Genomic DNA, 26389 nt, shown 5'->3' on the forward strand with positions numbered 1-26389 from the left:
CGGTGGCGCACTCACATTCCTGCGGACGATGGCAGGCGTCGAACAACCCTTAACGGAGAACAACCCTTAACGGACCCGGAAGTTCGAAGCGAGGCAGCGAATCAGCGCTACTGAGTCGATTCGGATTTCCGTGATCGACCCTAAGCGGGCATCCATTCTAAGCGGCTTCCAATGGCCGCAATTCGACCAGAAACAGCCATTCTGATCGAGAGCGAAGCTGTCCCAAGCCATTGACGGGCTGGAGCATAGCTTGGCTTGACTATGTCGAGGCTAATCAATCTCGGGCCTACGCACGCGAGATTTTGTACCGGAACTGCGCCGGTCATTCGACGCGTCACTGCCCGGCCGTCTGAGGGAATTTCAAACCGCGTGGGCTCAATTTCAAGCCTGCGTTACAGGCGTCGAGCAACTGAGCCCTCGACAGGGCGTGGAAATCGGTACGGCCGGAGCTGAGGTCCAGCCTACTACTACGCCGCCCAGTTGCCCCGTTACTCCACCGAAGCCCGCCTTGGTATGTCGCTCCGTGTGCAACACGTCTGCTCCCGCCTGGCAATCGCCAGGCTCATTCAGTTTCCAGGCGCCGTGGTCCCAACCAGCAACCCGATGCAAATCAGCACCATCCTTCGTTGGATGCTGCGTGTTTTTTCCGTGTTTGTTGTCGGAGCCAAAACTGTAAGCCAGTCGGCAATATCCTCCATTATCAGGCTTAGGCGCAGAGCTCCTCCGCCCTAGCGTTGCGCCGTGATGAGGCGCTACCAATCCAACAAGCGGCTCGTCTGTCTGGCTGGCATCGATATACGGGTAATCGCAGTCGCCGGTAAGAAGCCATCTCTTGCTCGGGAACATGGATTTATCTTCAGCCATTAAAATAATGCCCGTGTTGTTTCTATCTCCGCCATTACCAAGAGTGACGGTCAGCTGTCGAGATGACGCAATATTCACGCTTACAGGAGATCTGGTTGACGGCTTATAGATGAATACGTCACCGCCGTTTGCCACAATGTCATATGCGAACGCTAAATGCACCGGACCCGCTTTCTGTTCCGGAGCTAACCAGGTTTTGGATAGGGCGGGGTAAGTGCCGGCTCCAGGTGCACCCGTCGAGGTGGGTACCATCATTGCATATGCACCCGCCCAGTGGTCTGCATCCCAATGCGAGAGGATGACTGTATCCACTTGGCTGAAACAAAAAATAAGATTAGCGGGTGTCGTAAAACTGTTTCGATATACCCCTGCACCCAGGTCGTAGTACAGCGTCGCGAACGCTGATGGTGCAAGGTCGCGCAGGAACGAATTGCAGTTCCCTTGGCCGACGTCGTAAACGGCGAGCAGGTCTGCGCAAACTCTTCGCAGACGAGAAGTAAGAAAACCTTCACTCTTTGTAGGAAGGTGTGCGAAAGAAAAGGTCTGAGCCAGCAACTTGCCTGCTTTCGGAGAAGGCATAGTACCTTGTACATAGACCGTCGTCGGTGGCCCGAACAGATTGGAGTACACGCTCGCAGGCATTGCGCCGGGCACTGGTGTCTTCGAGAAACTCAAGTGAAACCACGCTCTTTCGAAACTTTGATACCAGCCATTTGGTTCGCCCTTAGACTCGTAATCAGCTGCGTGCGGATATCCGAAGGGATGGCTGTAGGCTGTGCCGTCCGTGGGGGACAGCGTGACCTCGACTCGATACAAGGATGCGTCTTCGAACGGATTCGCCCTGCGCGAAGGCGTCAGTATCTGCTCTAACACCCTCTGGTGCCGATAGTCACTTGAACCATCCTGTTGCCAGAAAGAACTGCTCTCGAACCAATCGCTACCAACTGCATCTAGGGCAATGATGACATCGCCTCTCGGAGATACCTCGACGTGGTCTACCGTGGCGTAGCCAGCCGGAGGCAAGTCCGAGTTCATCTCCTCAAATTTTCTGAAGTGCCTGTTCATCGCTTTGTTCAGTCTCTGTATCGTCGGGCGTCAAATTCGAAAAATTTCACGTTATTTTGGGCAAGTTCTTTGAAGTACTTTTCTGACTGCACAACGGGCAGGGCAGGCTTCAACCTGAACCGCGCCGGGAATCGTGGAGGCCGGTTGGTTTAAGTTAATGCAGGCACGTCAGCGGTATTTCTGAGTTGCCTGTAGTAGTTTGCCTCAGCCTCAGCGGGCGGGATATAGCCGAGCGGTTCCATCAGCCGATGATGGTTGTACCAGGCCACCCATTCCAGCGTTGCCAGTTCGACGGATTCCCTCGATTTCCAAGGGGCGCGGCGATGAATCAGTCCGTCTTGTATAGGCCGTTGATCGTTTCAGTCAGCGCGTTGTCGTAGCTGTCGCCCCGGCTGCCGACAGAAGTCTCGATGCCCGCTTCGGCAAGCCGCTCGCTGTAGCGAATGCTAACGTACTGCAAACCCCTGTCTTCGCAAGTCGAATGGCTACTAACTGAGAGGAAGAGATGTCTGAACGTCCGCGTAGCACCAAGTGCGAACGACGCTTCATGGCCGGGTACAGCCTAATGCAATTCGCATACGCAGCCTGAGCCTCGCAAGACTGCGATCGGGAGCACGCATCCCAAAGCGGCCACCCAATCGACATCTCAGGTTGCAGTCTCTGGCTGCCGTTGGGAACGGCACCGTAGTAAGGTGTCGTGTCAGTCGCATCGCACGTCGTCAGCCCTTCGTCAGGGTGACTGACGGCATCGACCTCGCGGGGTCCCCCCGCGCGTGTCGCATGCTGATGACGATCGGCGACAGGCCCATCGAGGCCACCACGACAACATATTGAGCCATACGGGGTCCCACAACCATGAAGTTCGTTCACGGCAGCGACATTCAGCGCGGGCTGCGCGAGATTTCACCGAGCCAGATTGCAGTCGCCTACGTCGGCATCGATTGGAAAACCTATATCGTTCCCGAGAAGCTCCAAGACATCGTACTGTCGCCGACTGTCGGCACCAATCCTGCCGCGATCGTCGAGATCGCCGAGGCGATCGGCTGGGAACACGTCCATTTCCTCGACAACTTGCATGCCAAGATTTACCTCGGAGAGCGCGGCGCGGCGGTCGGCAGCTTCAACCTGACGGCTAACGGCCTGAGCGCCGAAGGCCTCCAGGAAGCCGGGTTCCTCGTCGATGATGCGCGGGCGCTAGCCGAGCTGCGCGCGCGGCTGGATGACTACCTGCGGCAGGCGGCCATGGCCTATCCGACCACTGCGACCAAACTAGCGCGCCTGGCTGAACTGCGCGCGATTTGGGATCGCGCGATCAAGCAGGGTGTGATTCGCAACGATGCGCAGGCCATGGCTCTGGACGCTTACCGACCGGTGTCCGCCGATGAAATTTACGTGTGCTGGGTGCTCGGCGACATCACTTACACCGATCAGATCGTCTCGCCCAGGACGGTCAACAACACGCTGTCGTTCCTCGAATCCGATATGGTGCGGCCCGACCGCTGGATTCTCTGCTGGACGCCGCGCGGCGACGGGCACCCGGACGAACGCTACCGCCCATACTGGCTGCATGTCGACGAGGTGGTCGAGGGGGGCGCGCAGGAAGCGCCCTATACGAAGGTCGCTGTCGAGCGAACCGGCCGGGCCGAGCTCCCTCCGCCGTTCGAGATCACCGACGCGGCGGTGCATGCGCTGTATGCCGTGCTGAACTCGGGCGAATTCCCGGAATTTCTCGACAATCATGAAACCTGGTCGGTCGATCGCACGCTGCCGCGCCTACCCGCGTTCCTGCGTGCGCTGAGCGAGGCCGCTCGGCAAGCCGCCACCGCCGCCCGCACACCCGAATCGGCTGAGGCGCCCGGCACGGCCACCGTCTCGCCCGACGCGCTGGTCCGTGAATTCGGCGCGCGCATCCGTGAGGCGATGAACATTTCGCTTTCGAAGAAGTACGTGAAGACAACGATTGAGGGCCTGCTAGAGACGTATCCGCCCGTCACTCTGGCCAAGCGGCTCGTGAAGCCCGGCTCCGACATCAAGAGCGGCCTGAAAAGCCTCGCGAAGCACGGTGCGCTGCGCCTGTCGTTCGAAAGCATCATGCTCGAACCGTGTTTCGCACCCCTGTTCAACAAGAACGACCTCGACTGCGCGCGCTTCAACCTGTTAGAGGCCGATCCGTCCTACCGACCGCCATCGGCGTAACATGGCCGGGCTGGGGCGGTTCCCACAGCTGGCCCCAGCCTTCGCCGGCGCTCCTGCGATTCCCGTGTATTGACGGTCGTCAATACCGACCAGCAAAACAATGTCATGTGGCCGCTGCACTCCGATCACTGCCTGATGGCGATCGGCAGCACGCGCCCCCTTCACGGCCACTGGATTTTTCACTACTTTAGTGGCAGCTTGCTAGGGTAAACGGCCATCGCTCGAGCCACGCGAACACGAAGCCTATATGTTGTCCCACGATGTCACCGCGTCATCAAGCGGCACCTCGAGGGTTTCGAGGAAACGGGCCGTCATCATGTAGTGGCCGATCAGGAGCGTTAGCTCTGCCATCTGTGTCTCAGAGAAAAATGCACGGACGGCGGCAAAAGTCTGTGTTCCAACCTTGATGTCGCGCACGCACTCGTCGACGAATCGTAGAATCGCCAGGGACCGTGCGTCTGAACTGTTTCCCGCTTCGATCGCCGCGATTTCGGCATCACTCCAACCGGCCTGACGTGCAAGTGGCAGGTGCTGCATCCGCTCGTATGGGCTGCGGCTGAGCGCGCCCACCCGAAGGATGATCATCTCGCGGTCCTTGTTGCCTATCGCGCCACGCGGGAACGAGCCGCCGAGCGACAGGTAACCAGACGTAGAGCCAGTCGTGCGCAGTAATGCCAGCGTCAGGTTCGCGGGGAAACGGTAATATTGCCGCTTCTGATCTTCCGAAAGGGAGGAAACTGCGGGTAATTCAATCCGAGACATTTGGTTTCCCCTGTTCCCGTTGAAACAGAACCAATGACTTCCGGTGTCGCACCTTATTCGGGCAGGCCTACGATATAACTCACACAAGCGATACGCGAATGACCGAAATTTTAGTATATGCGACGCCCGAAGATCTTCATCGATACACGTACAAACGACCGTTGTTGGCCGCCTGCTGCCTGTCGCCCATGCGGCCCGTTCTCAAAACTAACGCCTTCGAATAGCGGCGGGCGACTTGCCATTTCGAGGTCTAATGTGACGCCATGCATTGCATCGGTGATGTCGGGCGCAGCTAGGTGAGAACGCTGAATTGCTGCTGTTCAAGCGAAACCGTCTCGACAATCGTTTCGAACTCTGCCAGCAGGTCTGGTTGACGCTGCCGCAGGTATTGAGCTACCAGTTCATTCTCCAGGAGCCTGGCAAGATATCCCTTTGCGAGCACCAGGTTCAGCACATCCTGTCCGTAGGTCTGCTCGACAAGTTTGTATTGGCCCTGGAGGTTGCTCATCTCCCGCTCCATCTTCGCCATCTGTTCAGGTGTCACGCCGGTCAGCTTCGGCGGCTTCTTTCCGTCAACCAGGCGTGCTGCGGGTGTTGCGACAAGCAGCGCTTCGGCATAAGGCACCGTCACGTTGTTCGCCGCTATCATCAGCTCGACGCATTCGACCTGCCGCGTCGGCTTCATTTTTCGAATTGCGCGAGCAAGGTCTACTGAGAACTGGCGATCTCCCAGAAGTTCGGCGGCTTCAGGACATATGCCGTCCAGCAGCGAAAGCTTCTTGAGGATCATGGACACGTCCATAGCGAGGGCCTTTGCCAGCCTCCCCGGCGACACGCCCCGTTCGACGACGCGCCGGATCATATAGTGCTCCTGGATTGTGGACAGCCGATTGACACGATTGTTGTACGTGTAGCTTTCGTCGTCGGTTGCAACCAGGCACGATACCTCGACAAGTCCGAGCTTCTGCATCGCAATGAGGCGTAGGTGGCCATCAAGCAGCACATGTTGACCCGTACTCTGGTGTACTGCGGTAACCGACAGTGGCTCAATCAGGCCGATCTCCTCGATTGAGGCCTTGATCTGTTTGAACTTGCGGGAATCGATGATCGTCGCCGGCGTCTTGCGCGACGGCAAGATGCACACTACTGGAACGGATAGAGGTTCGGGAATGAAACCGAGCGTCACGCCTGTCATGCGACGCTCCCGCCAGACCACACGCGCTCGGCGAGATATTTCGGCAATGTTGCAAGTCCTTCTGCGCGCAACAGATTGACGAAGTTCTCATCGGCGAACATTTGCCGGAGCGCACCCACGACGAACAGGAGCCGCTGCTGCGCAAATTCGGCCTTACGCACCATCGACTTCTGGCGTTCGACTTCATGTTGGTAGGTCCGCACCAGGCTCGATGTCGTCACATCTGCGAGCTTGCCCGACATGTTGCGGGCAGCGGAGCGCCCAAGCGTTTTACGTCGCTCGATAATCCGGCGGGCATCCATCAATTGCTTGCCACGTAACTTGCCGGATTCGTAAGCTTCCTGCAGAGCAGCCTGCATTGCCGTGTCGTCGTCACCAGCGCTGACAATAGACAGTGCGGCGTTGAGTGGAATTCGTCCCTTCTCTACTGCTATGACCAGGCGCTCCTCACCGTGATGCAGTAGCATCAGGATACCTTGGACATATGATTGCGTGAGCCCCGTCTTTTCCGCGATCACCTTCGACGTATATCCCTGCTCCTGCAATTGCCGGATGCCAGCGAGGAGTTCGAGCGGCCTGCACTGACGACGCGCAATGTTCTCCGCGAGACTCATGATGAATGCGTCTTCGTCGCTGACATTCACAACCATCGCAGGAATGGTCGTCTCGCCGAGTGAACGGAAAGCCTTCAGGCGACCTTCGCCACACACAAGCAGATACTTCTCGATGCCATCCGCTGTAGCACGCGGCGTAACCTTGATCGGTTTTTTCAGGCCGATCGCCCTGATGTTGCCGACGATTTCGTTGAAGACGCGGTTGTTACGCTCGCGAGGATTAATGACCTCGATCTGGTCGACCGGAATCATCCGTACCTCGCCCGCCTGTTGCTGCTGGTTCATGCCACCCTCCGGAGGCGGGCCCGCTCAGCCATGCCATAGAGATAGTCAAGCGTGTCAAAACGGTAGCTCTCGAACTCAATCCTGTTCTGGTCGGCAAGGCTGATACGCGGCTGGCCGAAATCCAGGCGCGGCAGGAGGTAATAATCGAGCGCCGCGGAATTCGCGTGGTCGAGCCTAACGGCTACCGTAATGTCCGGCAGCAGGCTCGTGTCAAACCGGACCTTCCAGCGATGCCGCCCATTTTCGTGTGTCTGGCAACGCGCGAGAACGAGGCAGGTAGTGAACTCATGGTTGACGGTGAGCATATCTGTGGCTGGATCGCGCAGTACCGTGCCACCGAGATCGGCGATCTTCTTCTCCGTCTGCGCAATGATTTCCGGGTGAAGCTGACGGAGGAACCGGTTGGTTTCGAGATAGCGGTAGTCGCGACCAGGCGTGAAACCCACGGTCTGGTATGCGCGGATCAGGCTGCCGAATCGGTACATGTAAACGGAGCTTGATGGCATGCCATCAGTTTCGTCGATAACAAGGCCGGACAGGAAACCACGGTTGCGGTAGAGGTTGCGCAGACGCTCGATGAGCTCCTCATTCGAATAGCGCCGGGCGCGCGCCCGCATGACGCCCTGTGCTGTGTAAAACGTCTCACCTGGTACGATAGACTGGAATGCTCCTTCCTTCCGGATCCACATGTCCGGTGTATTGACGACGCGCATTTTCTTGAGTTTGAACGACACGCGGTTGTAGACGTTATTGCCGATGTATTTCTCGTTGGTCAGTACCTCCCGTACAGTCGCCCGTGTCCATTCCCGGTCGAGATTTGTGCGAACACGCATACCATTTAACCGGGCTGCAATCTCATATTCATTTAATGACCCGTCGATAAACCAGTTGTAGATGAGATTGATAATGCGGATTTCGCTCTCGGGCCCTGGCATAAGGATCACCCGATCGGTCTGCAGGCTCTTGTGCTCGCCTCGCTGAAGTTCTCCTTTCATGATTCCGTGCTGATCGATGAGGACGCGGCGTAAACCGTAGCCAGCCGGTCCACCCTGCCGGAAGCCGAGCTCGATCAGCCGGCACTGGCCGGCAAACACCTTGGCCGACAATTCCCGGCTGTATTCGCCGGCCATTGCCCGCTTCACTCCTTTCACGATGGTGGAAACCGGCGAGCCGTCGTTTTCGAACTGTTCGGCGCAGTAGGCAACCTGGATGCCGACGCGCCGGCAGACATACTCGTAGTACGCACTTTCGTCCGCGTCCTGGAATCTCCCCCAGCGACTCACGTCATAGACGAGGATCACCTGAAAATCCGCGTGGCCGCTTTCCACGTCCTTGATCAGTTGCTGCAGCGCCTGCCGTCCGTCGATGCGCAGACCGCTTTTACCCTCGTCAGCGTAGGTGCGAACGATTTCGAGACCGCGCCGCACGGCGTACTCCCGGATCCTGTCGCGTTGGTTCTCAGTCGAGTACTGCTGGTGCTCAGTCGACATCCGAACGTATTCGGCCGCCCGTACCGAGGGGGTCTGCGCGACGACGGTATCGCCTATGTGATCGAGTGACACGGTCCTGCTCCCGCTGCTTCGAATCCTCGCTCCCCTGAGCTCGCGTGTCCGGCATCGCGTCGGACACGTAGATCGTCACGTTCGAAACGCAACCGCGTCGCAACTGCGGTGGCGTCTGATTCAGAGCGGGTACAAGGCAAAGGTAGCAGGCCTAGCGCGGAAGTCGATCACGTCATCTCTTTGCAATCACGTATGCGTGGCCCGTTTGGTGCCGACAGCACGGCGATATGGACGGTGCACGCGTTCATCTTTGCAATGCCCGTTTCGACGGCACGACGCAGTATGTAGAAGCCCGACGCGAGCGGGTGTAAAGGCGGTGACGCGTCCATGTTTGCAACTGGACTGGAACTTCGTCGCGCATTCCGCTCCCGTTGCATCGCGCAATTGCGCTCCCGATAGGCCGGGTGCGTCGCGCGGTATTGACGCCAGTAGTCCGGGCGACGAGCGCGCCATTTGGCCTGCGCCCGCGCCTGGTTGTCGCGGTAGTCGGGATCACTTCGAAGTCGCTGCTGTTGCCAGCGTCGGCGTCGCTCTCGCTGACAGCCCAGGGCAGAACAGAATCGTTGATCTGGGATGTGAGAAAAAGGATGGAAGAGGCTGCCACAGGCAACGCAACGGCGAGCGTTATTCATCACGCGCTCCATACGTAAGGTAGCAATCTGGAGCACGTTGGCAGCCGGGCATCCAACCCGCCTGAGAAACGCTGATGTGCAATCGGCGAAGGCTGCGAGCGCTCAATCAGCGTGTTTTTTGGGTGGGCGACTCAGTCTAACGAATTCGCGACACAAATCCGGGTAGTCCAACTAATTCGGTTCGGGTGCTGAAAACAATTGGACGGAAAAAGTTAGCAAGTTATTGATTAATAAGGGATGCCAGTCTAACGAATTCTGTCTCCCTTCATCTCGTAGGGCGCCAAAGTAATTGCTGCTGGCACCACAGTTCTGCTACTGGGAGACAAAATTAGTGCTACTGCCCTACGAGGGGGTGTCTGGGGCGCAAAGAGACTGAGCGACAAAGTCGATGGAACCAGCCTCCCTGTTGAGGGCAACCGGCCGATCAATCGCATGCACAGGGCACTAGCGCCAAACCGCAGACAACAGTCACCGCTGCCAAACCGACTACAGGCTCTGCCACGCACGCTAGCGGTACGGCGGTGAACAGCGCCACGGGAAGTAATCTGCCTGCGGCAACGCCGCAGGTGGCGGCGCCGGCCAGCACCGGTAGCGCGGCGAGTAGTGGATCGAGTGCGACTCCGCATCCGTCAGCCAGCGCAGCGCCTTCCAGTTCGGCCGCCACCGGCGCTTCCGCTGCCGCTCCTGCGGGCGTTGTACATCAGCACGCTCCAAACGGCCATCCCCAGACCGTAGTGAGCTCCCCCACGCTTGAGCCAAGTGGCGTGGCGTGGTGCAGCAAGTTTCCAGGCAGTGCGTCGCTCAGTTCACTGAACGACTCTTTCAAGGCCAGCGCCAGCGCGTTTATCGGCGCAATGCGCGATGCGAACATCTCAGTGAGGATCAATGCCGCGCTTCGACCCATCCAGCGCTCATACCTGATGTTCCATGCCTTTGAAATTGCCAAAGGGCGCGAGCGTCCGGACCGGGTGCCGCCATATTCGGGTGTTAACATAGATTGGGTGCACCGCAATGCCGACGGCAGCATGGATCTGGACGCGTCGGTTAAGGCCGCAAAGGAGATGTGCCGGGGCTATGGCATCAATGTCAATTCGGCGATGCAAGCCGTTGGGAGGCCTGGTCGGTCTCGCCATAATTACGGCGCGGCAGTCGATCTGAATATCACCGGGTACGCGGGCAAGCGGGTCAAAGATGCGGCAGGCCATGACGTCGAGGTTAGGTCATTTGCCGACCTGAAGCACGTTGGCGACGGCTATGGGGTGACTTATTATCCCCACGAAAACATGCATTGGTCTGACACGGGTCATTAATAGGGAAAATTATGCGAAGGATCGCAGTATCAGTTTTTGTCGCTTTGATTTGCAATTTTGCGAATGCCCAACAAGCCCCGATCGTTGGCGTGTGGGAGCAACTTCCTGTTGCCGATGCTAACGGCGGAGCCAATGCGGCGCGCCACAATATTGTTTTCGTCGATCAAAAAATTGCCGACGATACGGTGTTCAGCGGGCTGGTTGATGCCGGCACAAAGAACAGCGTGCTTTGTTGCGTGAAAGTCAGCAGGAATTCGTCTATCACGCTGGCGGAGTTGCTGAAAAAATATCAGTGGGATGACGACATCGCGGATCATCTCAAGAAGATCACCGGCTGGAAATATATCTACGAAGCGAGCCTTGTCGATCAGTCCGCGCAGAATCCGAAGATGCGCAAATTGGTGAAAGACTTGAGCATGCCCCCTGCTCTGTCGCCGTATTCTGCCGCTATTGTTTCGGGAAAAATCGCAGGCGAAGAGGTCGATAAGAAATTTTCGACCGGAGGCGCCGCAATCTCTTTTTCCACGTTGGAGAACAAGAACGTCATGCAGTACAAGTTTTCTGTCAATGGCGAGCCGGTAAAACTGACGGAAGGGATGTTTGCCGATTGATTGGTGAAACTGATTCAGCGCGCGAGGATGGTAGTCGATGACATCGGATAAAGGCATCTGAAATGCACGATTGGATATCGCGCTGCAAATTCAGCACCGAGAAACATTACGATTCGCTAGAGGCTGAGTTGAAGGCATTCAACTCAGCAGCAGGAGGCTAAGGCGTGGACGAGCGCTTGATGAAGAGGTGTATTGGGAGTCCGGTGCCAGAGTGGGATATGGCTCACCGTTTGTCCATCGAGGGTGCGGTTGGCCCTAATATTCAGGATTTTGGAACGATTTTCAAAATCAATAGTACTTATATGGACGTGACCGAGCCGTCGCTTCTGGAGAAGCAGTGGTCTGCTGCTGCGATTCTAATTGGTATAGCAGGCATTTGTATCGGACCATATATGTATTGGCTCACGGAGGTGCGTTATCCGTATGCGGCGAGTACGGTGGGAGATTTATTTGCACTGGCTATCTCGCTGATATTCGTATTTATTGTGTGGAAATTTGGGCGAGATCTGTTTTTTGCTCTTCGTCGCCGCCCGATTCGTTTCCAGAGAGGCGAGCGCAAACTCTACGCCATCCGCAAGCGGCGATTCTTTGCCAAACCCGGGCAAGGTGATGTCGTCTGGGAGATTCCCTGGTCGAAGGATTCGATCTTTTGCCTGCACCGCGAGAGGTCGACGTTCGGGGAACTATTCCACATCCGCCATTACACCGTCGACGATCGAGGCAACGTGACGCAGGTCTTTTCGATCGGCCGCGAATGGATGCCTGAGGCTGAAGTGGAACTGGCGCTGGCGCAGTGGAACTACTGGTGTTACTACATGAACGACGGACCGAACGGCCTGCCCAAGCCAATGCTGTTCCACACCGAGGACGAAACACCGCGTGAATCGTTTCTGTTCTCGCTTTATGGCGTGGGGATGGATGCACCCGCGATCTGGCGGATCATCATGATGCCGTTTGTGCTTGTCTTTACGGTGATGCGGATTCTCACGAATGCGACCTGTCGGGACCCGGTGTGGCCGGACGCTATCCAGCGGGTCAGTGCGGTGGTACCAGACGATCCGTATGCGGAACCACGCACGGGTACCCCTGTTGGTTGGGGGGAAACTGTGTTGGCGAGACGGCGGGGCGACTACCCGATCAATCCGAAGGCGCGGGTCGATGGCTGGACTGGAGAGCAGGACGGCGAGCGCCATGCGGCAGTCTGGCTTGAGAAGCCTGGCATCGAATCGCGCTCAGCGGCGCGAGTCTGAAGATGAAGAACGAAAACGGACGAAGCATGATGCAAACAAGCGTTAAGCCGATACGCAGTAGCTTTGCAACTGACGCTATCGCGGCCCTATTTATTGCATTTGCTTTGCTCGCCGGCTGCACGCGAAGCAACGCCTCGACAGACGACGTTGTGGAGACAGCAGTCAGATCAGCGTTGTCCAATGAAAAGGATATCAAGTTTGACGGATTGTATGAAACCACTCCCGATTTGCACGGATCCAGCGAAACGCCGAACTACAAACGCAGGTTCACCTGCGGGTATGTTACCTATAGGAATGAGGCAGGGAAATCCATCAGGGCGCGCTTCATTTATCTTTCTCATTCGGACGATCCATCGCAGGCCGGTCAAAATTTTCTCAGCGTGGAGAACCGTCTATCTGAATCACAGCCCGTACCTGACGCTCATAAGGAGCGAATACACATTGAGCTGGCGCTTGCTCGCGCTGCTGTCCCTCGTGCTGGCTTTTTTCGCGGGACGTTGCGTCTGGTACGGCGACTTTCGCGGAGCGTTCACGCAGCGTGCGCGCTGGCTAATGGTTGGCTGGATGCTGGGCCTCGGCTTGCTGATCGTCGAGATCGAACTGGCGTTGAGAGGCGATATGCCACTGGTCACGCGCATTTCCGGGTGGAAGTTGTATGTGTTCTTGTTCGCGTGGATGATTTCCGGCAACTATTTCTGTGTATTTTGGAGCTGGCTGATGCGTCGTTGGGGTGTTCCTAAAGAAGACGAGTTCACCAGCGATACGCGGTGACGAGTAGTGTCATATCTCCGATTGAAAAAACGGCGGCTTTAATAGATGAATGCGCGGCTAAGCTGTGTGAAGGGGCAAGTTTCCAGCCTGAGATATTCGCTGGAGGAGCGCCAATCGAAGGCCGGGGAGTTCGAGCGGAAACCCGATCGAGCAAACCGTGAAGCACTTTCCTCTGCAAGGCCCGCAAACGCGATTTAGGCACTTCGATAATCCGACACCGACCGTCGCGCTTTTCAATCACCTTGTACGAATAATGATGAAGCGGCGTCACCGCACTCTGCGCCGACACACGCCAGCGATCGGCAAACCAGTCCAGCTCGTCCGGCTCAACTTCGAGCCATGCAGCCAGATCACCAAGCGTCGGCAACTGCGGCAACACCACGTCGTGCAACCAGGGCGGAGGCGGCCGCTGAACAGGCGGGCGAGGCAGTACACGCACAACCCTCGGCTGATTCTCACCCCTCCAGGCCGCGACAAACCCTGTGTTCTCAGCAACAACCTTCGACAACTCTTTACTGTCGACACTGTCCCACCGCGCGCCAAATCGCTTCGCAATCCCGCGCGCCAATCCATTCATCCAATCCGCGCGTTCGCCCAACACAAGCGTCATCCGCTCGACCATCGAGGCGGCCTCGGGCGGCCCCGCCAGCATGGCATCGGCGATCGCGTAGGTGACAAATTGCGGGGAAAATTGCGGCATAGGGCAGAGATAGGGGCGGGCCAGCCAGTCAACGCGTCTTGTGCTGCGCGAGCCGGTTTGCGCAACGCGCAAGTGACGCTCATGCGACGAACTGCGGAGGTCATTCTGATCCACGGGGTAGCCCCGTAGTGCCCGGAACGAATACTGCCCGTAACTTGGCAAGCTTGACCAGCCGACCCGCGAACCGAAGATAAGCGACGCGCCCAAGTCTTGTCAACGCATTGGCAGTGCGAATTAATTTTGCGACAAGGTGCCGCCGAAGCGCCTGATCGAGAAATCAGTCACTCGCGAGGGACCCCACGGTCCGAGCGGAGAATAGCGCCACTATTCTCCGCATTTTCTGCGGAGAATAATTTGCGTCCGCAGGGAAAATAGCCCGGATCAACGTCGGATCCGGCGTGTTGAAAAAATCAGCAGCAGGTGGCCGCAGCACGTCCTACGAGTTAGCGGATTGAGCGCTCCATAAGTAGCCGCACTTATCCACAACCCCCTCTGGACAACTTTTGTACAAACCACCTGATACGTTGTGGGCGAAACTTTGATAAACCAGCAACCTCGCCAGGTCAGCCAAAAGTTTTCCCTGGCTCCTCCGTCCTGTCCGCCCACCCCCCGCAGGGTTATCGATTCCGTATCCCCTTGATCCGTAAGCGAAGATCCAAGTTATCCACAGAAACGCGAGGTGCTTGTTAACTATTACTACGTATACATATACAAAGACTATAAAAAACAGAGAAGCATCCCCGAACCCCGCTGCGTAAACATGCACAACGCACGCACAACAACCAAACCAGAACCAAACCCATCAAACCAACGGCAAACAAATCTCCGTCAGCAGCTCAGCAGGCGCAGTCTCCTTCGGACTATTCAAATACTCCTCAAACACCGGCGCATCCGCAGCCTCACGCCCCGACTGCACAAGCCACGTCCCATACAACCACTCATAAGCCGCCCGCATATCGCTATACGGCCCCTTATGCCGCAACACCGCGTACTCCCCACCTTTCACACGCGCCACCGAAACCGGCGGACTCACCGTCACCGAAGTCTGCACCGGATGCGGCAGCAACACCCCAGCCTTCGACCTCAACTCATCCTCCGCAACAACACCAGGATCGTCGTAGTAAATCCCGATCATGCGCATCTGTCCTGCCAGCAAATTGTGTTTCGCCAACCAGCCGAACAACCCATCGAACGCCTTGCCGATCTGCATATACGGCCCAACGTGATCCACCGACAAAACCTCCATCGGCTCCACGTTACGAATCACCACTTCACGCATCGTCATTTGATCGTCTCCTGAAAGTGCCGGACGAAACCGGCTATGCGTACCCTGCTTGCGGTACTGCGCCGGCGGAATGCCGAACACCGCGCGAAAGGTGCGAGAGAAAGACTGCAAACTGCTATAGCCCGAGCGTTCGGCAATCTCAGCGATCGGCATCGAACCATTCGCCAGATATCCCGCGGCGCGATGCAACCGCAAACGCCGCACAGTCGTCGCCACCGTCTCGCCATACATCGCCTGAAAGATGCGATGCCAGTGATACGGCGACATGCAGGCGATTTGCGCGAGACGATCGATATCCAGCGGTTCGTCGAGATGATCGTAAATATGGTCCAACACGCGGCCCAGCCGCGTTTCGTAGCGCGCCCGATTGTCCGATTGGTTCATAACTAAGTGACCAACAAAGAGAAGATTGCCGAAGGGATGCGAATCAAAGTACCACGTCCCCATTTACCAAATCCTGCGAACTTCGCCAAAGCACCCGTGAACAGAATTAAGCGTCCACTGACACAATCGCGCCCGAACTTTGCCGAATTTCGATAACACGTTGAATAATGGCTTACTACCATCGGCTGAAGCCTGTCCGCCCATGCACCGCAAAGCCTTGCGGCGTCGAGCAAGCGAAAACATCAGGAGCACCCGATGAAATCAGAGTCAAAAAGTCAGCACGTCGGTAAAGTCACGCATCACGAGTTGAAGCAGACGCTCGGCACGTGGCAACTGTGGGGGATCGCGGTCGGTCTGGTCATTTCCGGCGAGTATTTCGGCTGGAGCTATGGCTGGGCGAGCGCCGGCACGCTCGGCTTCGTCATCACGGCGGTTTTTATTGCCGCGATGTACACCACCTTCATTTTCAGTTTCACCGAACTCACCACGTCGATTCCGCATGCAGGCGGCCCGTTCGCCTACGCGCGCCACGCTTTTGGCCCGACCGGTGGTTATCTGGCGGGCGCGGCGACGTTAGTCGAATTCGTGTTCGCACCACCGGCGATTGCACTCGCGATCGGCGCTTATCTGCACGTGCAGTTTCCGGGGCTCGAACCGAAACACGCGGCAATGGGCGCGTATCTCGTCTTCATGGCGCTGAATATCGTCGGTGTGCAGATCGCCGCGGCTTTCGAGTTGTGTGTAACGCTGCTCGCGATCTTCGAATTGCTGGTGTTCATGGGCGTCGTGTCGCCGGGATTCCAGTGGTCGAATTTCACGAAGGGTGGCTGGTCTGGTGCGGACACCTTCAGCATGGGCTCGTTCCACGGCATGTTCGCGGCGATTCCCTTCGCGATCTGGTTTTTCCTCGCGATTGAAGGCGTGGCGATGGCTGCTGAAGAAGCCAAGAATCCCAAGCGTTCGATTCCGATTGCTTACGTCGCCGGTATTCTGACCTTGGTCGTGCTCGCCATCGGCGTGATGGTGTTCGCAGGCGCCGCCGGCGACTGGACCAAGCTGTCGAACATCAACGATCCGCTGCCGCAGGCCATGAAATTCATCGTCGGTGAACATAGCGGCTGGATGCATATGCTGGTGTGGCTTGGCCTGTTCGGGCTCGTCGCGTCGTTTCACGGCATCATCCTCGGATACTCGCGGCAGATCTTCGCGCTGGCTCGCGCCGGTTATCTGCCGGAGTGGCTCTCCAAGGTGCATCCGCGCTTCAAGACGCCGCATCGCGCGATCATCGCGGGTGGCGTGGTCGGTATCGCCGCGATCTATAGCGACGAGCTGATCCAGTTCGGCGGCCAGACGCTGACGGCGAACATCGTGACGATGTCCGTATTTGGCGCTATCGTGATGTATATCATCAGCATGTTGTCGCTGTTCAAGCTGCGCCGCTCGGAGCCGAACATGGAGCGCCCGTTCCGCGCGCCGCTGTTTCCGTTCTTTCCGGCGTTCGCGCTGGTGGCCGCGGTGATTTGTCTGGCTACAATGGTCTACTTCAATTTCCTGGTGGCCATCGTGTTCGCGATCTTCCTCGCGCTCGGCTACGTCTACTTCCTGTTGACGCGCCATCAACGCGAAGCAGCACCGTCGGACGCTTTGCTCGAAGAGTGACGGATCGAGCCGCTGCGCAAGCAGCGGCGATGGAGTCGTAAACATGAGCTACACCGAGACAATCGGCAGCCGCACGTATCGCTTTGCCGACCTGAAAACCTTGATGGCGAAAGCCAGTCCGCTGCGTTCCGGCGACCAGCTCGCGGGCGTCGCGGCGGCAAGCGAAGAAGAGCGCGTCGCGGCCAAGATGGCGCTCGCGCAGGTGCCGTTGCGCACGTTTCTCAACGAAGCGCTGATCCCGTACGAAAGCGACGAGGTCACGCGTCTCGTGATCGACGATCATTCGCCGCAAGCGTTCGCTGAGATATCGCATCTGACGGTCGGCGATTTCCGCAACTGGCTGTTGAGCAGCACGACCAATGGCGACGCGCTCACGCGCATCACCGCCGGACTCACGCCGGAGATGATTGCGGCTGTCTCGAAGCTGATGCGCAATCAGGATTTGATCGCGGCGGCGCGCAAGCGTCCGGTGATTACGCGCTTTCGCAATACGATCGGCTTGCCCGGTCACATGTCGGTGCGACTGCAACCGAATCATCCGACCGACGACGTCAAAGGCATCGCCGCGTCGATGCTCGATGGCCTGATGTACGGCTGCGGCGACGCGATGATCGGCATCAATCCCGCCAGCGACAATCTTGCCGCGATCACCAAGCTGCTGCTGATGATCGACGACTTCCGCCAACGCTATCAGGTACCCACGCAATCGTGCGTGCTGACCCACGTCACTAACACCATCGCTGCGATCGAAAAAGGCGCGCCGGTCGATCTCGTGTTTCAATCGATTGCCGGGACAGAGAAAGCGAACTCGGGTTTCGGTATTTCGCTTGCGCTGTTGCAGGAAGCATATGAAGCGGGGTTGTCGCTGAATCGCGGCACTGTCGGCAATAACCTGATGTATTTCGAAACCGGGCAGGGTAGCGCCTTGTCGGCCGATGCCCATTTCGGTGTCGATCAGCAGACATGCGAAGTGCGCGCCTATGCAGTCGCGCGCAAGTTCAATCCGTTTCTGGTGAACACGGTGGTTGGCTTCATCGGACCGGAGTATCTGTACGACGGCAAGCAGATCACGCGCGCGGGCCTTGAAGACCACTTCTGCGGCAAGCTGCTCGGCGTGCCGATGGGTTGCGACATCTGCTACACGAATCACGCCGAAGCCGATCAGGACGATATGGATAACCTGCTCACGCTACTCGGCGTGGCGGGTATCAATTTCATCATGGGCATTCCGGGTGCGGACGACGTGATGCTCAACTATCAAAGCACGTCCTTCCACGATGCCCTTTACGTGCGCGACGTACTTGGTCTGCGCCGCGCACCGGAATTCGAAGAATGGCTGGAGTCCATGCAGATCACTGACTCTCGCGGCGCTTTGCTGAGTGCATCGTCACAGCAACCTCTGCTGGCAGGCGCGAATGACTGGATGGGCATCGCATGAGCGACTTCCTCGAAAAGAATCCATGGAACGCATTGCGGCAGTTCACCAACGCACGCATCGCGTTGGGCCGCGCGGGCAACAGTTTGCCGACTGCACCGTTGCTGGCGTTCAACCTGTCGCATGCGCAGGCGCGCGACGCGGTGCATCATCCGCTCGATACGGACGTGCTGCACGAACAGTTGCGCGCGCAAAGTTTCAGCACACTGGATGTGCATAGTGCCGCGCCCGATCGCGAGCATTATTTGCGGCGTCCGGATCTCGGCAGGCGCTTGAGCGATGAGAGCCGCGCAGCGCTTGGACAACTCAAGGTGGATTCACCCGAAGTGGTCTTCGTCATCGCAGATGGTCTCTCCGCATTCGCTGCATCGAAGCAATCGATTCCGCTGCTGCAAGCCGTTTGCACGAAACTCACGGATTGGAAGATCGGCCCGGTAGTAGTCGCACGTCAGGCCCGCGTCGCGCTCGGTGACGAAATCGGAGAACTGCTCGATGCCAAACTGGTTGTGATGCTGATCGGCGAACGACCAGGTTTGAGTTCGCCCGATAGTCTCGGCATCTATTTGACTTACGCGCCGAAAGTGGGCTGCAGCGATGCGCAACGCAACTGCATTTCCAACGTGCGTCCCGAAGGTCTTAACTACGAATCAGCCGCGCACAAGTTGCACTATCTGCTGACGCACGCAAGACGTTTGGGCATCACGGGCGTTGGTTTGAAAGACGATAGCGATGCGCTGCTAGCGAGTACGCCGACAACACCCGCAGTCGGCGACGACTCAAACTAGACACGACATAGAGACACTAAGCATCCGCCCGTTCCACCGGATGCGTCTCCAACCACGCGTTCTCCTCGTCCTCGAAAAGTCGCGAGCGCGTCAAAAACCGCAACCCGCTCGGTCGCTCCAGAGAAAACATCCCGCCATTCCCCGGCACCACATCGATGATCAGTTGCGTGTGCTGCCAGTATTCGAACTGCGATTCGCTCATATAAAACGGCACGCCGGCAATCGTGCCGAGTTTCACGTCGGACGAGCCGACCATGAACTCATTCTGAGGGAACATCATCGGCGCGCTGCCGTCGCAGCATCCACCGGATTGATGAAACAACACGGCCCCGTGTTCGGCGCATAGCTTGTCGATCAAATCGACCGCAGCAGGCGTCGCGATCACACGGGCTACTTCCTTCTCATCAGCCATCACATGCCCTCGTTGAAAAAGAGCGAGCCGCGTAATGCGGCTCGCTCGTACAGGGTCGTTACACTCAGAAGAAACCGAGCGGCTTATCGCTATAGCTGACGAGCAGGTTCTTGGTCTGCTGATAGTGATCGAGCATCATCTTGTGATTTTCGCGGCCGATACCCGATTGCTTGTAGCCACCGAACGCAGCATGTGCCGGATACGCGTGATAGCAGTTGGTCCACACGCGGCCCGCCTGGATTTGCCGGCCGAAGCGATAGGCGCGCGTACCGTCGCGTGTCCATACACCGGCGCCCAGACCGTAGAGCGTATCGTTGGCGATTTCGAGCGCTTCGTCTTCGTTCTTGAAGGTCGTCACGGAAACGACCGGCCCGAAGATTTCTTCCTGGAAGATGCGCATCTTGTTGTGGCCGCGGAACACGGTCGGCTTCACATAGTAGCCCTTGCTCAGTTCGCCGCCGAGCGTATTGCGCTCACCGCCGATGAGACATTCCGCACCTTCCTGCTTGCCGAGATCGACATACGAGAGGATTTTTTCAAGCTGCTCCTGCGAGGCTTGTGCGCCGATCATCGTCTTCGTGTCGAGCGGATGGCCTTGCGTGATCGCCGCCACACGCTTCAACGCGCGCTCCATGAAGCGGTCGTAAATCTTTTCGTCGATCAGCACACGCGACGGACACGTGCACACTTCGCCCTGATTCAGCGCGAACATCGTGAAGCCTTCGAGCGCCTTGTCGAAGTAGCTGTCGTCCTCGTTCATCACGTCGGCGAAGAAAATGTTCGGACTCTTGCCGCCGAGTTCGAGCGTCACCGGAATGATGTTCTGGCTTGCGTACTGCATGATCAGGCGGCCGGTCGTCGTCTCGCCCGTGAAGGCGATCTTCGCGATGCGCTTGCTCGACGCGAGCGGCTTGCCGGCTTCGAGGCCGAACCCGTTCACCACGTTCAGCACGCCCGGCGGCAGCAGATCGTGGATCAGTTCGAGCAGCACGAGAATCGATGCAGGCGTTTGCTCGGCCGGCTTCAGCACGACGCAATTGCCGGCGGCCAACGCAGGCGCGAGCTTCCACACGGCCATCAGGATCGGGAAGTTCCACGGAATGATCTGGCCGACCACGCCGAGCGGCTCATGGAAGTGATACGCGACGGTGTCGTCGTCGATCTGGGAGAGCGAGCCTTCCTGCGCGCGCACGGCGCCGGCGAAATAGCGGAAATGATCGATGGCTAGCGGGATATCGGCCGCCATCGTTTCGCGTAGCGGCTTGCCGTTGTCGATCGTTTCAGCCACGGCAATGCGCTGCAGATTCGCTTCCATCCGGTCGGCGATACGGTTCAGGATGTTCGCGCGATCGGTGGTCGACGTCTTGCCCCATGCTGCCTTCGCACGATGCGCGGCGTCGAGGGCGAGTTCGATATCGGCTTCGCGTGAACGCGGGATCGACGTGAACGGCTCACCGGTGATCGGCGACACGTTGTCGAAGTACTCACCGCCTACGGGCTTCACCCATTCACCGCCGATAAAATTCCCATACTGCTTTTTGTACGGGAATTCGGTAGTCAGAAACTGCATCTCTGCGTGATTCATCTGTGTGCTCCTCACATGTTTGAATGGGCTATATTCGGCGCGATATTTCGCTGGCCGCGACAGACTAGAGCCAGAATTGTGCCAATGCACCGCGCTGGTGAGCTGTGCACGCGCAGCAGGCACGCCAGCAGGCTTGGGGCGCAGACCTGTTCACCTTGTCAAACGATGAGCGTCTCGTTTCTGATCAGTGTGCGCAGCCCTGTTCATGAATTGAACAGGGCGTGAGCATGTGCTGTCGCGATCAAAGCAAGGTAAGCGGAGAATCCGTTCGGCATGAGAATTGCGTTCCAGATCTCCTCAATACTTCGATTTCGTAGATCCGGTATGACGATTGAACCCCGAAGCGACAGCCTGACAGCACCGACACACGCGCAGCAGCCGAGCTTTTGCGTGCAGACCTGTGTCGCCTACGACGCCGACGAGCAGGCGCGCAACCTCCACGGCTGGAGCCAGACCTACGACCAACTGACCGCGGGCCGCTTCGTCGGCGGTTTGACGGAGTTGTGCCTCGACCACATGCAGGTGTTCGTCGAAACCACCAGCCACACGCTGCGACAGACCTGCGAAGTGCAGGAGGACGCGTACTGGTTCGGCATTCCGACTTGCCCCGAGGGTTCCGGTCGTATCGATACACAGGTGATCGCGGGCGATGCGCTCGCATTTCGTCCGGGCGGGATCGAGTTCGAATTGCTGACTTCGGCGGGCTACGAGATTTTCGGTGTGGTGGTGAAGGGTGAAGTGCTGCGCCGCTATGCGGCCGAAGTGGAGCGGGTCGGTCTGGCCGACCATCTGCCGAACACGGAAGTCGTGTCGATCGGTACGGCTCGCAAGGAGCGCTTGTGCGGATCGCTGCGCCAGCTTCTCGACGACGGGGCGGCGAACGGCGCGCCGCTGTCCTCGTTCGCACGGAACAATTTGCAGGCGTCGGTGCTGGCGTCGCTATTCGATGTGGGCGCGTTGCCCGCCGCTGAGCAGGTTGCGATGCCTGCGCGTGGGCGGCGTCAGTCGATCGTGTCGGAAGCGCGCGAGTATGTTCTGGCCCATCGCGACCGAGCGATCAATGTGCCGGAGTTGTGCGAGCGCTTGCATGTGAGCCGACGCACGTTGCAATACTGCTTTCAGGACGTGTTGGGCATGGCGCCCGCCACGTATCTGCGCACGATCCGCCTGAATGGCGCGCGGCGCGATCTTTGCAACGCGTCGCGCGAATCGCGTTCAGTTCAGGATGTCGCCGCGGCGTGGGGTTTCTGGCATTTGAGCCAGTTTGCGACCGACTACCGGAAGCTGTTCGGCATGCGGCCTTCCGATACGTTAAAGGCCGCCCTTGGCGCTCATCAGGTAACGGGTCGCCGTTCGTTCGCTCATTAGCGCTGCGCCGCCGCGCCGCATTGCTGGCAAAAAGGTGCGCCGGCTGGCAGCAAGGCTTGGCACCCTTTGCATGCGGCCAGCGCCAGTGACGCGCCGCATTGCTGACAGAAGCGGGCACTTGTCGCGTTGACGGCTTGGCAACCTGGACAGGTTGCGCCGGTCGTCAAGGTCGATGCGGGCGGCGGCCTGCCGCCACTACCATCGTCCCGCAAGCCGTAGCCGTCTCCGCGCCCCCAGTCGCCATGTCCGCCACTCCGATGTCCACCGCCGTGGTGACCGCCGCCGCGATGCCCGCCCAACATCTTTTCCCAGAATCCCATGTCAACCTCCCATTTCCAGCAATTGAATCGGGCCTGCTGCCGCACACTTAACTGCGCAACAGCCGCAAGCCATTCGCCACCACTAGCAGGCTTGCGCCCACATCGGCGAATACGGCCATCCACATCGTGCCCAGACCCATCATCGTCAGCACGAGGGAGACGCTCTTGATGCCCAGCGCCAGCGTGATGTTCTGCACCAGCACCGAATGCGTCGCCTTCGACAGGCGGATGAACTGCGGAATTTTGCGCAGATCGTCGTCCATCAGGGCGACGTCGGCGGTTTCGATCGCGGTGTCGGTGCCCATCGCGCCCATCGCAAAGCCGATGTCGGCGCGCGCCAGGGCGGGGGCGTCGTTGATGCCGTCACCGACCATGCCCACCGTCGCGCCTTCCTGCGACCACTGCGTCACTGCGTTCAGCTTGTCTTCGGGCAACTGATTGCCGCGTGCTTCGTCGATACCGACTTGCTGCGCGATCGCGGCGGCCGTGTGCGGGTTGTCGCCGGTGAGCATGGCGGCCCGCACGCCAAGGCGCTGCAACTCGGCGATGGCGGCGCGGCTCGTGTCCTTCACCGTATCGGCGACGGCGAACAGTGCGAGCACGCGTTCGGCATCCACCAGCATCACGACGGTTTTGCCTTGTCCCTCGAGCGTATCCAGCCGCGCTTCGAGCGATGCCGAGCAGCGCCCGAGCTCTTCGACCAGCCGATGATTGCCGAGCCAATACGGCAAGCCGTCGATGTCGCCGCGCACGCCGCGACCCGCCAGTGCCTCGAACGCATCGACCGTGGTGCTGGCGCTAACGATGCCGTCGTTTTTCGCCGCCGCCGCGATCGCCATCGACACCGGATGATCCGAGCGGCCCGCAAGGCTCGCCGCGAGCGTCCTGCAACGAACGACGTCGACGTCGGCCAGCATCTCGAACTCGGTTTGCACCGGCTTGCCGTGCGTGATCGTGCCGGTTTTGTCGAGCGCGACCCGGCTCAGCTTGCGGCCCTGTTCGAGATAGGCGCCACCTTTGATCAGGATGCCTTTGCGGGCGGCAGCAGCGAGGCCGCTGACGATCGTTACCGGCGTCGAGATCACCAGTGCGCAGGGACAGGCGATCACCAGCATCACCAGCGCCTTGTAGACCCATTCGTGCCACTGTCCGCCGAACAGCAGCGGCGGCAGCACCGCCACGGCGAGTGCGGCGGCGAACACGATCGGCGTATAGACGCGCGCGAACTGATCGACGAAACGCTGCGTCGGCGCTTTGGTGCCTTGCGCTTCCTCGACCGCGTGGATGATGCGCGCGAGCGTCGTGTTGCTGGCCGCGGCCGTGACGCGATAGTCAAACGATCCGGCCTGATTGATCGTGCCGGCGAACACCGCGTCGCCCATGGTCTTGTCGACGGGCAGGCTTTCACCGGTGATCGGCGCCTGATCGACGCTCGAGCGGCCCGCGACGATTTCGCCATCGAGCGCGATCCGCTCGCCGGGCTTTACGCGTACCAACGCGCCGAGCGCGATTGTCTTGAGGTCCATGAGACGCCAACTGCCGTCCGCTTGCTGCACGCTCGCCTGTTCGGGCGTGAGCTGCATCAAGCCTTGGATAGCATTGCGGGCGCGGTCGAGCGACTTCGCTTCGATCAGTTCGGCAATCGTGAAGAGCACCATCACCATCGCCGCTTCCGGCCACTGCTGCAGGATCAGCGCGCCGGTTACGGCAATGCTCATCAGCGCGTTGATGTTGAGGTTGCCGTTGCGGATCGCGAGCCAGCCCTTCTTGTACGTCGTGAGGCCGCAGGAGGCGATCGCGAGGAGCGCCAGACCCGCTGCCAGCCAGACGGGAGCGCCAAGCCAGCCGGCAGCCTCTGAGCCCACCGCAGCGATGCCTGCGAGCGCCAGCGGCCACCACGGCTTGGACGGCGCACGAGGAGCGGCAGTTGCCGTGTCCGGGTTCGCGTCTGCCAGTTCAGGCGTGAAGTCGAGCGAGCGGATCGCGGCGAGGATCGTTTCGAGGGCGTCCGGCGCGTGGACGACGGTTAGCACGCGCTGCATCAAGTTGAAGTCCATGCTGCGCACGGACGGCATGCGGCTGAATTTCTTGCGGATCAGCGCTTCTTCGGTCGGACAGTCCATCTGCATGATGCGAATTGCGGTGCGCAGGTCGCTGCCGACGGCTTCCGATTGCGGGAGCTTGACCGGCGCGGCTGCAGCGTGCGCCGTTCCGCAGCAGGCTGCCTCGGCGTGGCTGTGGGCGTGACCGTGCCCGTCAGCGTGTTCGTGCGCGTGGTCAGAGCCATGCGCTTGATGGTCATGACCGCAGCTTTCACCGTGCTCGTGGGCATCTTCACGAGCACCCGCTTCGTGGCCGTGACCGCAGCTTTCGCTATGACCGTGACCCTCCGCGTTTTCATCCGGATGGCCATGGACATGCCCTTCATGCCCATGGGCACAGGCTCTGGCCCGTTCCGGACGGTCGGCTTCGGCAAGGTTGGCGTGAGGCATGGGTGGCTTCCTGGTTCGATTTGTGGTCTAGTAAACACCTTGAAGCCACTACAAGGTCAAGGCCGTATTCCGGAGGGACCATGAAAATTGGCGAACTGGCGAAAATCGCCCATTGCACGACCGAAACCATCCGTTTCTACGAAAAAGAGGGCCTGTTGCCCGAAGCGGAGCGCACCGAAGCCAATTACCGCAGCTATTCGGCCCGACACGTCGAGCGGCTGCGCTTCATCCGCAACTGCCGCGCGCTCGACATGACCCACGACGAAATCCGTGCGTTGCTGCGTCTAACAGACGCACCGGCAGATGGCTGCGGCGGCATCAATACCCTGATCGACGAGCACATTGCGCACGTCGACACGCGTATCGACGAATTGAAGCAACTGAAAGCGCAACTGACCACGTTGCGCGAGCAATGCCACGGCGAGCAGGCCGTTGAAGACTGCGGCATCGTCCAGGGCCTCACCGAAATGGACGTGAGCGCAACGCGCGCGCGGCATACGCATCTGGGTTGAAGCGCTCTGCCCATGCTGCCGGCGCCGCCGGCCATGGCAGTGACAGCATTCCCGGCTGGGCCATTTATCCGGCCCACCCAATAAACAATCGAATCCAGTTGGAGAATCAACGTGTTTACCTGTAGAAACCAGCCCTGCGGCGAGCAGTGGGAAATGTCGGACGTCGTCATCAAGAATGAAGGGCAGGGACTCCTGTTCCGTTGCCCGATGTGCGGCGCGCGTAATTACGTCGAACGTTTCGACGGGGAAGATGGCTCGGTGCTGTACGAGCAGATCGAAGGCCGTCCCGCCACCGGCCCCATGGCCGAATAGTCCCTGGCCTTCAGTCTGTTCAG

23 protein-coding genes and 1 pseudogene are annotated in these 26389 nt (G+C 58.9%); 11 read left to right on the top strand and 13 right to left on the bottom strand.

Going from position 1 to position 26389, the window contains the following annotated elements:
- Positions 1–381: 381 nt before the first annotated feature.
- Positions 382–1929, bottom strand: coding sequence for a hypothetical protein (locus tag M0D64_RS29870; protein ID WP_266260439.1), 1548 nt, complete (start codon positions 1927–1929; stop codon positions 382–384).
- 149 nt (positions 1930–2078) lie between these two features.
- Positions 2079–2398, bottom strand: a pseudogene (locus tag M0D64_RS29875) (integrase core domain-containing protein); the annotation flags it as partial.
- A gap of 386 nt (positions 2399–2784) precedes the next feature.
- Between M0D64_RS29875 and M0D64_RS29880 the strand changes: the two are divergent.
- Positions 2785–4125 carry a phospholipase D family protein gene (locus M0D64_RS29880; RefSeq protein WP_266260440.1) on the top strand — a complete coding sequence of 447 codons (1341 nt, stop codon included), beginning with the start codon at positions 2785–2787 and terminating at the stop codon, positions 4123–4125.
- A 243-nt stretch (positions 4126–4368) separates the two neighbouring features.
- On the opposite strand, the gene M0D64_RS29885 is transcribed toward M0D64_RS29880, so the two are convergent.
- The 5 genes from M0D64_RS29885 to M0D64_RS29905 form a co-directional block, all read right to left on the bottom strand.
- Positions 4369–4887, bottom strand: coding sequence for a carboxymuconolactone decarboxylase family protein (locus M0D64_RS29885; RefSeq protein WP_266260441.1), 519 nt, complete (start codon positions 4885–4887; stop codon positions 4369–4371).
- A gap of 292 nt (positions 4888–5179) precedes the next feature.
- Entirely contained in the window at positions 5180–6082 is a 903-nt protein-coding gene (locus M0D64_RS29890; RefSeq protein WP_266260442.1) for a plasmid partitioning protein RepB C-terminal domain-containing protein, read from the bottom strand.
- Complete coding sequence (locus tag M0D64_RS29895; protein WP_266260443.1) at positions 6079–6981, bottom strand: ParB/RepB/Spo0J family partition protein; 903 nt, start codon at positions 6979–6981, stop codon at positions 6079–6081. The genes M0D64_RS29890 and M0D64_RS29895 overlap by 4 nt, the downstream gene beginning before the upstream one ends.
- Entirely contained in the window at positions 6978–8543 is a 1566-nt protein-coding gene (locus tag M0D64_RS29900; RefSeq protein WP_266260444.1) for a recombinase family protein, read from the bottom strand. The genes M0D64_RS29895 and M0D64_RS29900 overlap by 4 nt, the downstream gene beginning before the upstream one ends.
- Positions 8544–8710: 167 nt before the next feature.
- Positions 8711–9175 carry a hypothetical protein gene (locus M0D64_RS29905; protein WP_266260445.1) on the bottom strand — a complete coding sequence of 155 codons (465 nt, stop codon included), beginning with the start codon at positions 9173–9175 and terminating at the stop codon, positions 8711–8713.
- A gap of 734 nt (positions 9176–9909) precedes the next feature.
- Between M0D64_RS29905 and M0D64_RS29910 the strand changes: the two genes are divergently transcribed.
- From M0D64_RS29910 to M0D64_RS29925, 4 genes are all read left to right on the top strand, one after another.
- Positions 9910–10485, top strand: coding sequence for a D-alanyl-D-alanine carboxypeptidase family protein (locus M0D64_RS29910; protein ID WP_266260446.1), 576 nt, complete (start codon positions 9910–9912; stop codon positions 10483–10485).
- Between the two features lie 11 nt (positions 10486–10496).
- Positions 10497–11096: a hypothetical protein gene (locus M0D64_RS29915; protein ID WP_266260447.1), complete on the top strand. Its 600-nt coding sequence runs from the start codon at positions 10497–10499 to the stop codon at positions 11094–11096.
- 164 nt (positions 11097–11260) lie between these two features.
- Entirely contained in the window at positions 11261–12346 is a 1086-nt protein-coding gene (locus tag M0D64_RS29920) for a DUF6708 domain-containing protein (RefSeq protein WP_266260448.1), read from the top strand.
- Positions 12347–12799: 453 nt separating this feature from the next.
- Positions 12800–13117 (top strand): hypothetical protein, encoded by a 318-nt coding sequence (locus M0D64_RS29925; protein WP_266260449.1) that lies wholly within the window; start codon positions 12800–12802, stop codon positions 13115–13117.
- On the opposite strand, the gene M0D64_RS29930 is transcribed toward M0D64_RS29925, so the two are convergent.
- A complete protein-coding gene (locus M0D64_RS29930) occupies positions 13098–13931 on the bottom strand; it encodes a hypothetical protein (RefSeq protein WP_266260450.1) in 834 nt (277 codons plus the stop codon). The two genes, M0D64_RS29925 and M0D64_RS29930, sit on opposite strands and share 20 nt — an antisense overlap.
- A gap of 688 nt (positions 13932–14619) precedes the next feature.
- Positions 14620–15486 carry a GyrI-like domain-containing protein gene (locus M0D64_RS29935; protein ID WP_266240734.1) on the bottom strand — a complete coding sequence of 289 codons (867 nt, stop codon included), beginning with the start codon at positions 15484–15486 and terminating at the stop codon, positions 14620–14622.
- 255 nt (positions 15487–15741) lie between these two features.
- On the opposite strand from M0D64_RS29935, the gene eat reads away from it, so the two are divergent.
- From eat to eutC, 3 genes are read left to right on the top strand one after another with little or no spacing between them, the layout of a single operon-like run.
- On the top strand, positions 15742–17145 hold the full coding sequence (gene eat / locus M0D64_RS29940; protein ID WP_171925244.1) for an ethanolamine permease: 1404 nt from the start codon (positions 15742–15744) through the stop codon (positions 17143–17145).
- A gap of 43 nt (positions 17146–17188) precedes the next feature.
- Entirely contained in the window at positions 17189–18583 is a 1395-nt protein-coding gene (locus M0D64_RS29945) for an ethanolamine ammonia-lyase subunit EutB (RefSeq protein ID WP_266240732.1), read from the top strand.
- Positions 18580–19365 (top strand): ethanolamine ammonia-lyase subunit EutC, encoded by a 786-nt coding sequence (gene eutC / locus M0D64_RS29950; protein ID WP_266240731.1) that lies wholly within the window; start codon positions 18580–18582, stop codon positions 19363–19365. The genes M0D64_RS29945 and eutC overlap by 4 nt, the downstream gene beginning before the upstream one ends.
- Before the next feature lie 16 nt (positions 19366–19381).
- On the opposite strand, the gene M0D64_RS29955 is transcribed toward eutC, so the two are convergent.
- Positions 19382–19777: a DUF779 domain-containing protein gene (locus M0D64_RS29955; protein ID WP_266240730.1), complete on the bottom strand. Its 396-nt coding sequence runs from the start codon at positions 19775–19777 to the stop codon at positions 19382–19384.
- 64 nt (positions 19778–19841) lie between these two features.
- Entirely contained in the window at positions 19842–21362 is a 1521-nt protein-coding gene (gene adh, locus M0D64_RS29960) for an aldehyde dehydrogenase (protein ID WP_171925240.1), read from the bottom strand.
- Between the two features lie 324 nt (positions 21363–21686).
- Between adh and M0D64_RS29965 the strand changes: the two genes are divergently transcribed.
- Entirely contained in the window at positions 21687–22730 is a 1044-nt protein-coding gene (locus M0D64_RS29965; protein WP_266260451.1) for a helix-turn-helix domain-containing protein, read from the top strand.
- Here M0D64_RS29965 and M0D64_RS29970 read toward each other — a convergent pair.
- Together M0D64_RS29970 and M0D64_RS29975 are read right to left on the bottom strand one after the other, a co-directional pair.
- Entirely contained in the window at positions 22727–23050 is a 324-nt protein-coding gene (locus tag M0D64_RS29970) for a zinc ribbon domain-containing protein (RefSeq protein ID WP_266260452.1), read from the bottom strand. The genes M0D64_RS29965 and M0D64_RS29970 overlap by 4 nt on opposite strands.
- Before the next feature lie 47 nt (positions 23051–23097).
- On the bottom strand, positions 23098–25179 hold the full coding sequence (locus M0D64_RS29975) for a heavy metal translocating P-type ATPase (RefSeq protein WP_308102519.1): 2082 nt from the start codon (positions 25177–25179) through the stop codon (positions 23098–23100).
- Between the two features lie 443 nt (positions 25180–25622).
- On the opposite strand from M0D64_RS29975, the gene cadR reads away from it, so the two are divergent.
- Together cadR and M0D64_RS29985 are read left to right on the top strand one after the other, a co-directional pair.
- Positions 25623–26054: a Cd(II)/Pb(II)-responsive transcriptional regulator gene (gene cadR / locus M0D64_RS29980; protein WP_054037094.1), complete on the top strand. Its 432-nt coding sequence runs from the start codon at positions 25623–25625 to the stop codon at positions 26052–26054.
- Between the two features lie 111 nt (positions 26055–26165).
- Positions 26166–26366 (top strand): hypothetical protein, encoded by a 201-nt coding sequence (locus M0D64_RS29985; protein ID WP_028197690.1) that lies wholly within the window; start codon positions 26166–26168, stop codon positions 26364–26366.
- Positions 26367–26389 lie beyond the last annotated feature (23 nt).

It is taken from the genome of Paraburkholderia sp. WS6, from assembly GCF_030464835.1.
Lineage (GTDB): Bacteria > Pseudomonadota > Gammaproteobacteria > Burkholderiales > Burkholderiaceae > Paraburkholderia > Paraburkholderia madseniana.

Excerpts from the sequence above, each read along its gene's own strand:
- M0D64_RS29880 (WP_266260440.1), top strand. The coding sequence starts at position 2,785 with ATGAAGTTCGTTCACGGCAGCGACATTCAGCGCGGGCTGCGCGAGATT.
- M0D64_RS29975 (WP_308102519.1), bottom strand. The coding sequence starts at position 25,179 with ATGCAGATGGACTGTCCGACCGAAGAAGCGCTGATCCGCAAGAAATTC.
- M0D64_RS29935 (WP_266240734.1), bottom strand. The coding sequence starts at position 15,486 with ATGAACCAATCGGACAATCGGGCGCGCTACGAAACGCGGCTGGGCCGC.
- M0D64_RS29965 (WP_266260451.1), top strand. The coding sequence starts at position 21,687 with ATGACGATTGAACCCCGAAGCGACAGCCTGACAGCACCGACACACGCG.
- M0D64_RS29905 (WP_266260445.1), bottom strand. The coding sequence starts at position 9,175 with ATGAATAACGCTCGCCGTTGCGTTGCCTGTGGCAGCCTCTTCCATCCT.
- M0D64_RS29955 (WP_266240730.1), bottom strand. The coding sequence starts at position 19,777 with ATGGCTGATGAGAAGGAAGTAGCCCGTGTGATCGCGACGCCTGCTGCG.
- M0D64_RS29885 (WP_266260441.1), bottom strand. The coding sequence starts at position 4,887 with ATGTCTCGGATTGAATTACCCGCAGTTTCCTCCCTTTCGGAAGATCAG.
- M0D64_RS29890 (WP_266260442.1), bottom strand. The coding sequence starts at position 6,082 with ATGACAGGCGTGACGCTCGGTTTCATTCCCGAACCTCTATCCGTTCCA.
- M0D64_RS29970 (WP_266260452.1), bottom strand. The coding sequence starts at position 23,050 with ATGGGATTCTGGGAAAAGATGTTGGGCGGGCATCGCGGCGGCGGTCAC.
- M0D64_RS29915 (WP_266260447.1), top strand. The coding sequence starts at position 10,497 with ATGCGAAGGATCGCAGTATCAGTTTTTGTCGCTTTGATTTGCAATTTT.
- eat (WP_171925244.1), top strand. The coding sequence starts at position 15,742 with ATGAAATCAGAGTCAAAAAGTCAGCACGTCGGTAAAGTCACGCATCAC.
- M0D64_RS29945 (WP_266240732.1), top strand. The coding sequence starts at position 17,189 with ATGAGCTACACCGAGACAATCGGCAGCCGCACGTATCGCTTTGCCGAC.
- M0D64_RS29870 (WP_266260439.1), bottom strand. The coding sequence starts at position 1,929 with ATGAACAGGCACTTCAGAAAATTTGAGGAGATGAACTCGGACTTGCCT.
- eutC (WP_266240731.1), top strand. The coding sequence starts at position 18,580 with ATGAGCGACTTCCTCGAAAAGAATCCATGGAACGCATTGCGGCAGTTC.
- adh (WP_171925240.1), bottom strand. The coding sequence starts at position 21,362 with ATGAATCACGCAGAGATGCAGTTTCTGACTACCGAATTCCCGTACAAA.
- cadR (WP_054037094.1), top strand. The coding sequence starts at position 25,623 with ATGAAAATTGGCGAACTGGCGAAAATCGCCCATTGCACGACCGAAACC.
- M0D64_RS29895 (WP_266260443.1), bottom strand. The coding sequence starts at position 6,981 with ATGAACCAGCAGCAACAGGCGGGCGAGGTACGGATGATTCCGGTCGAC.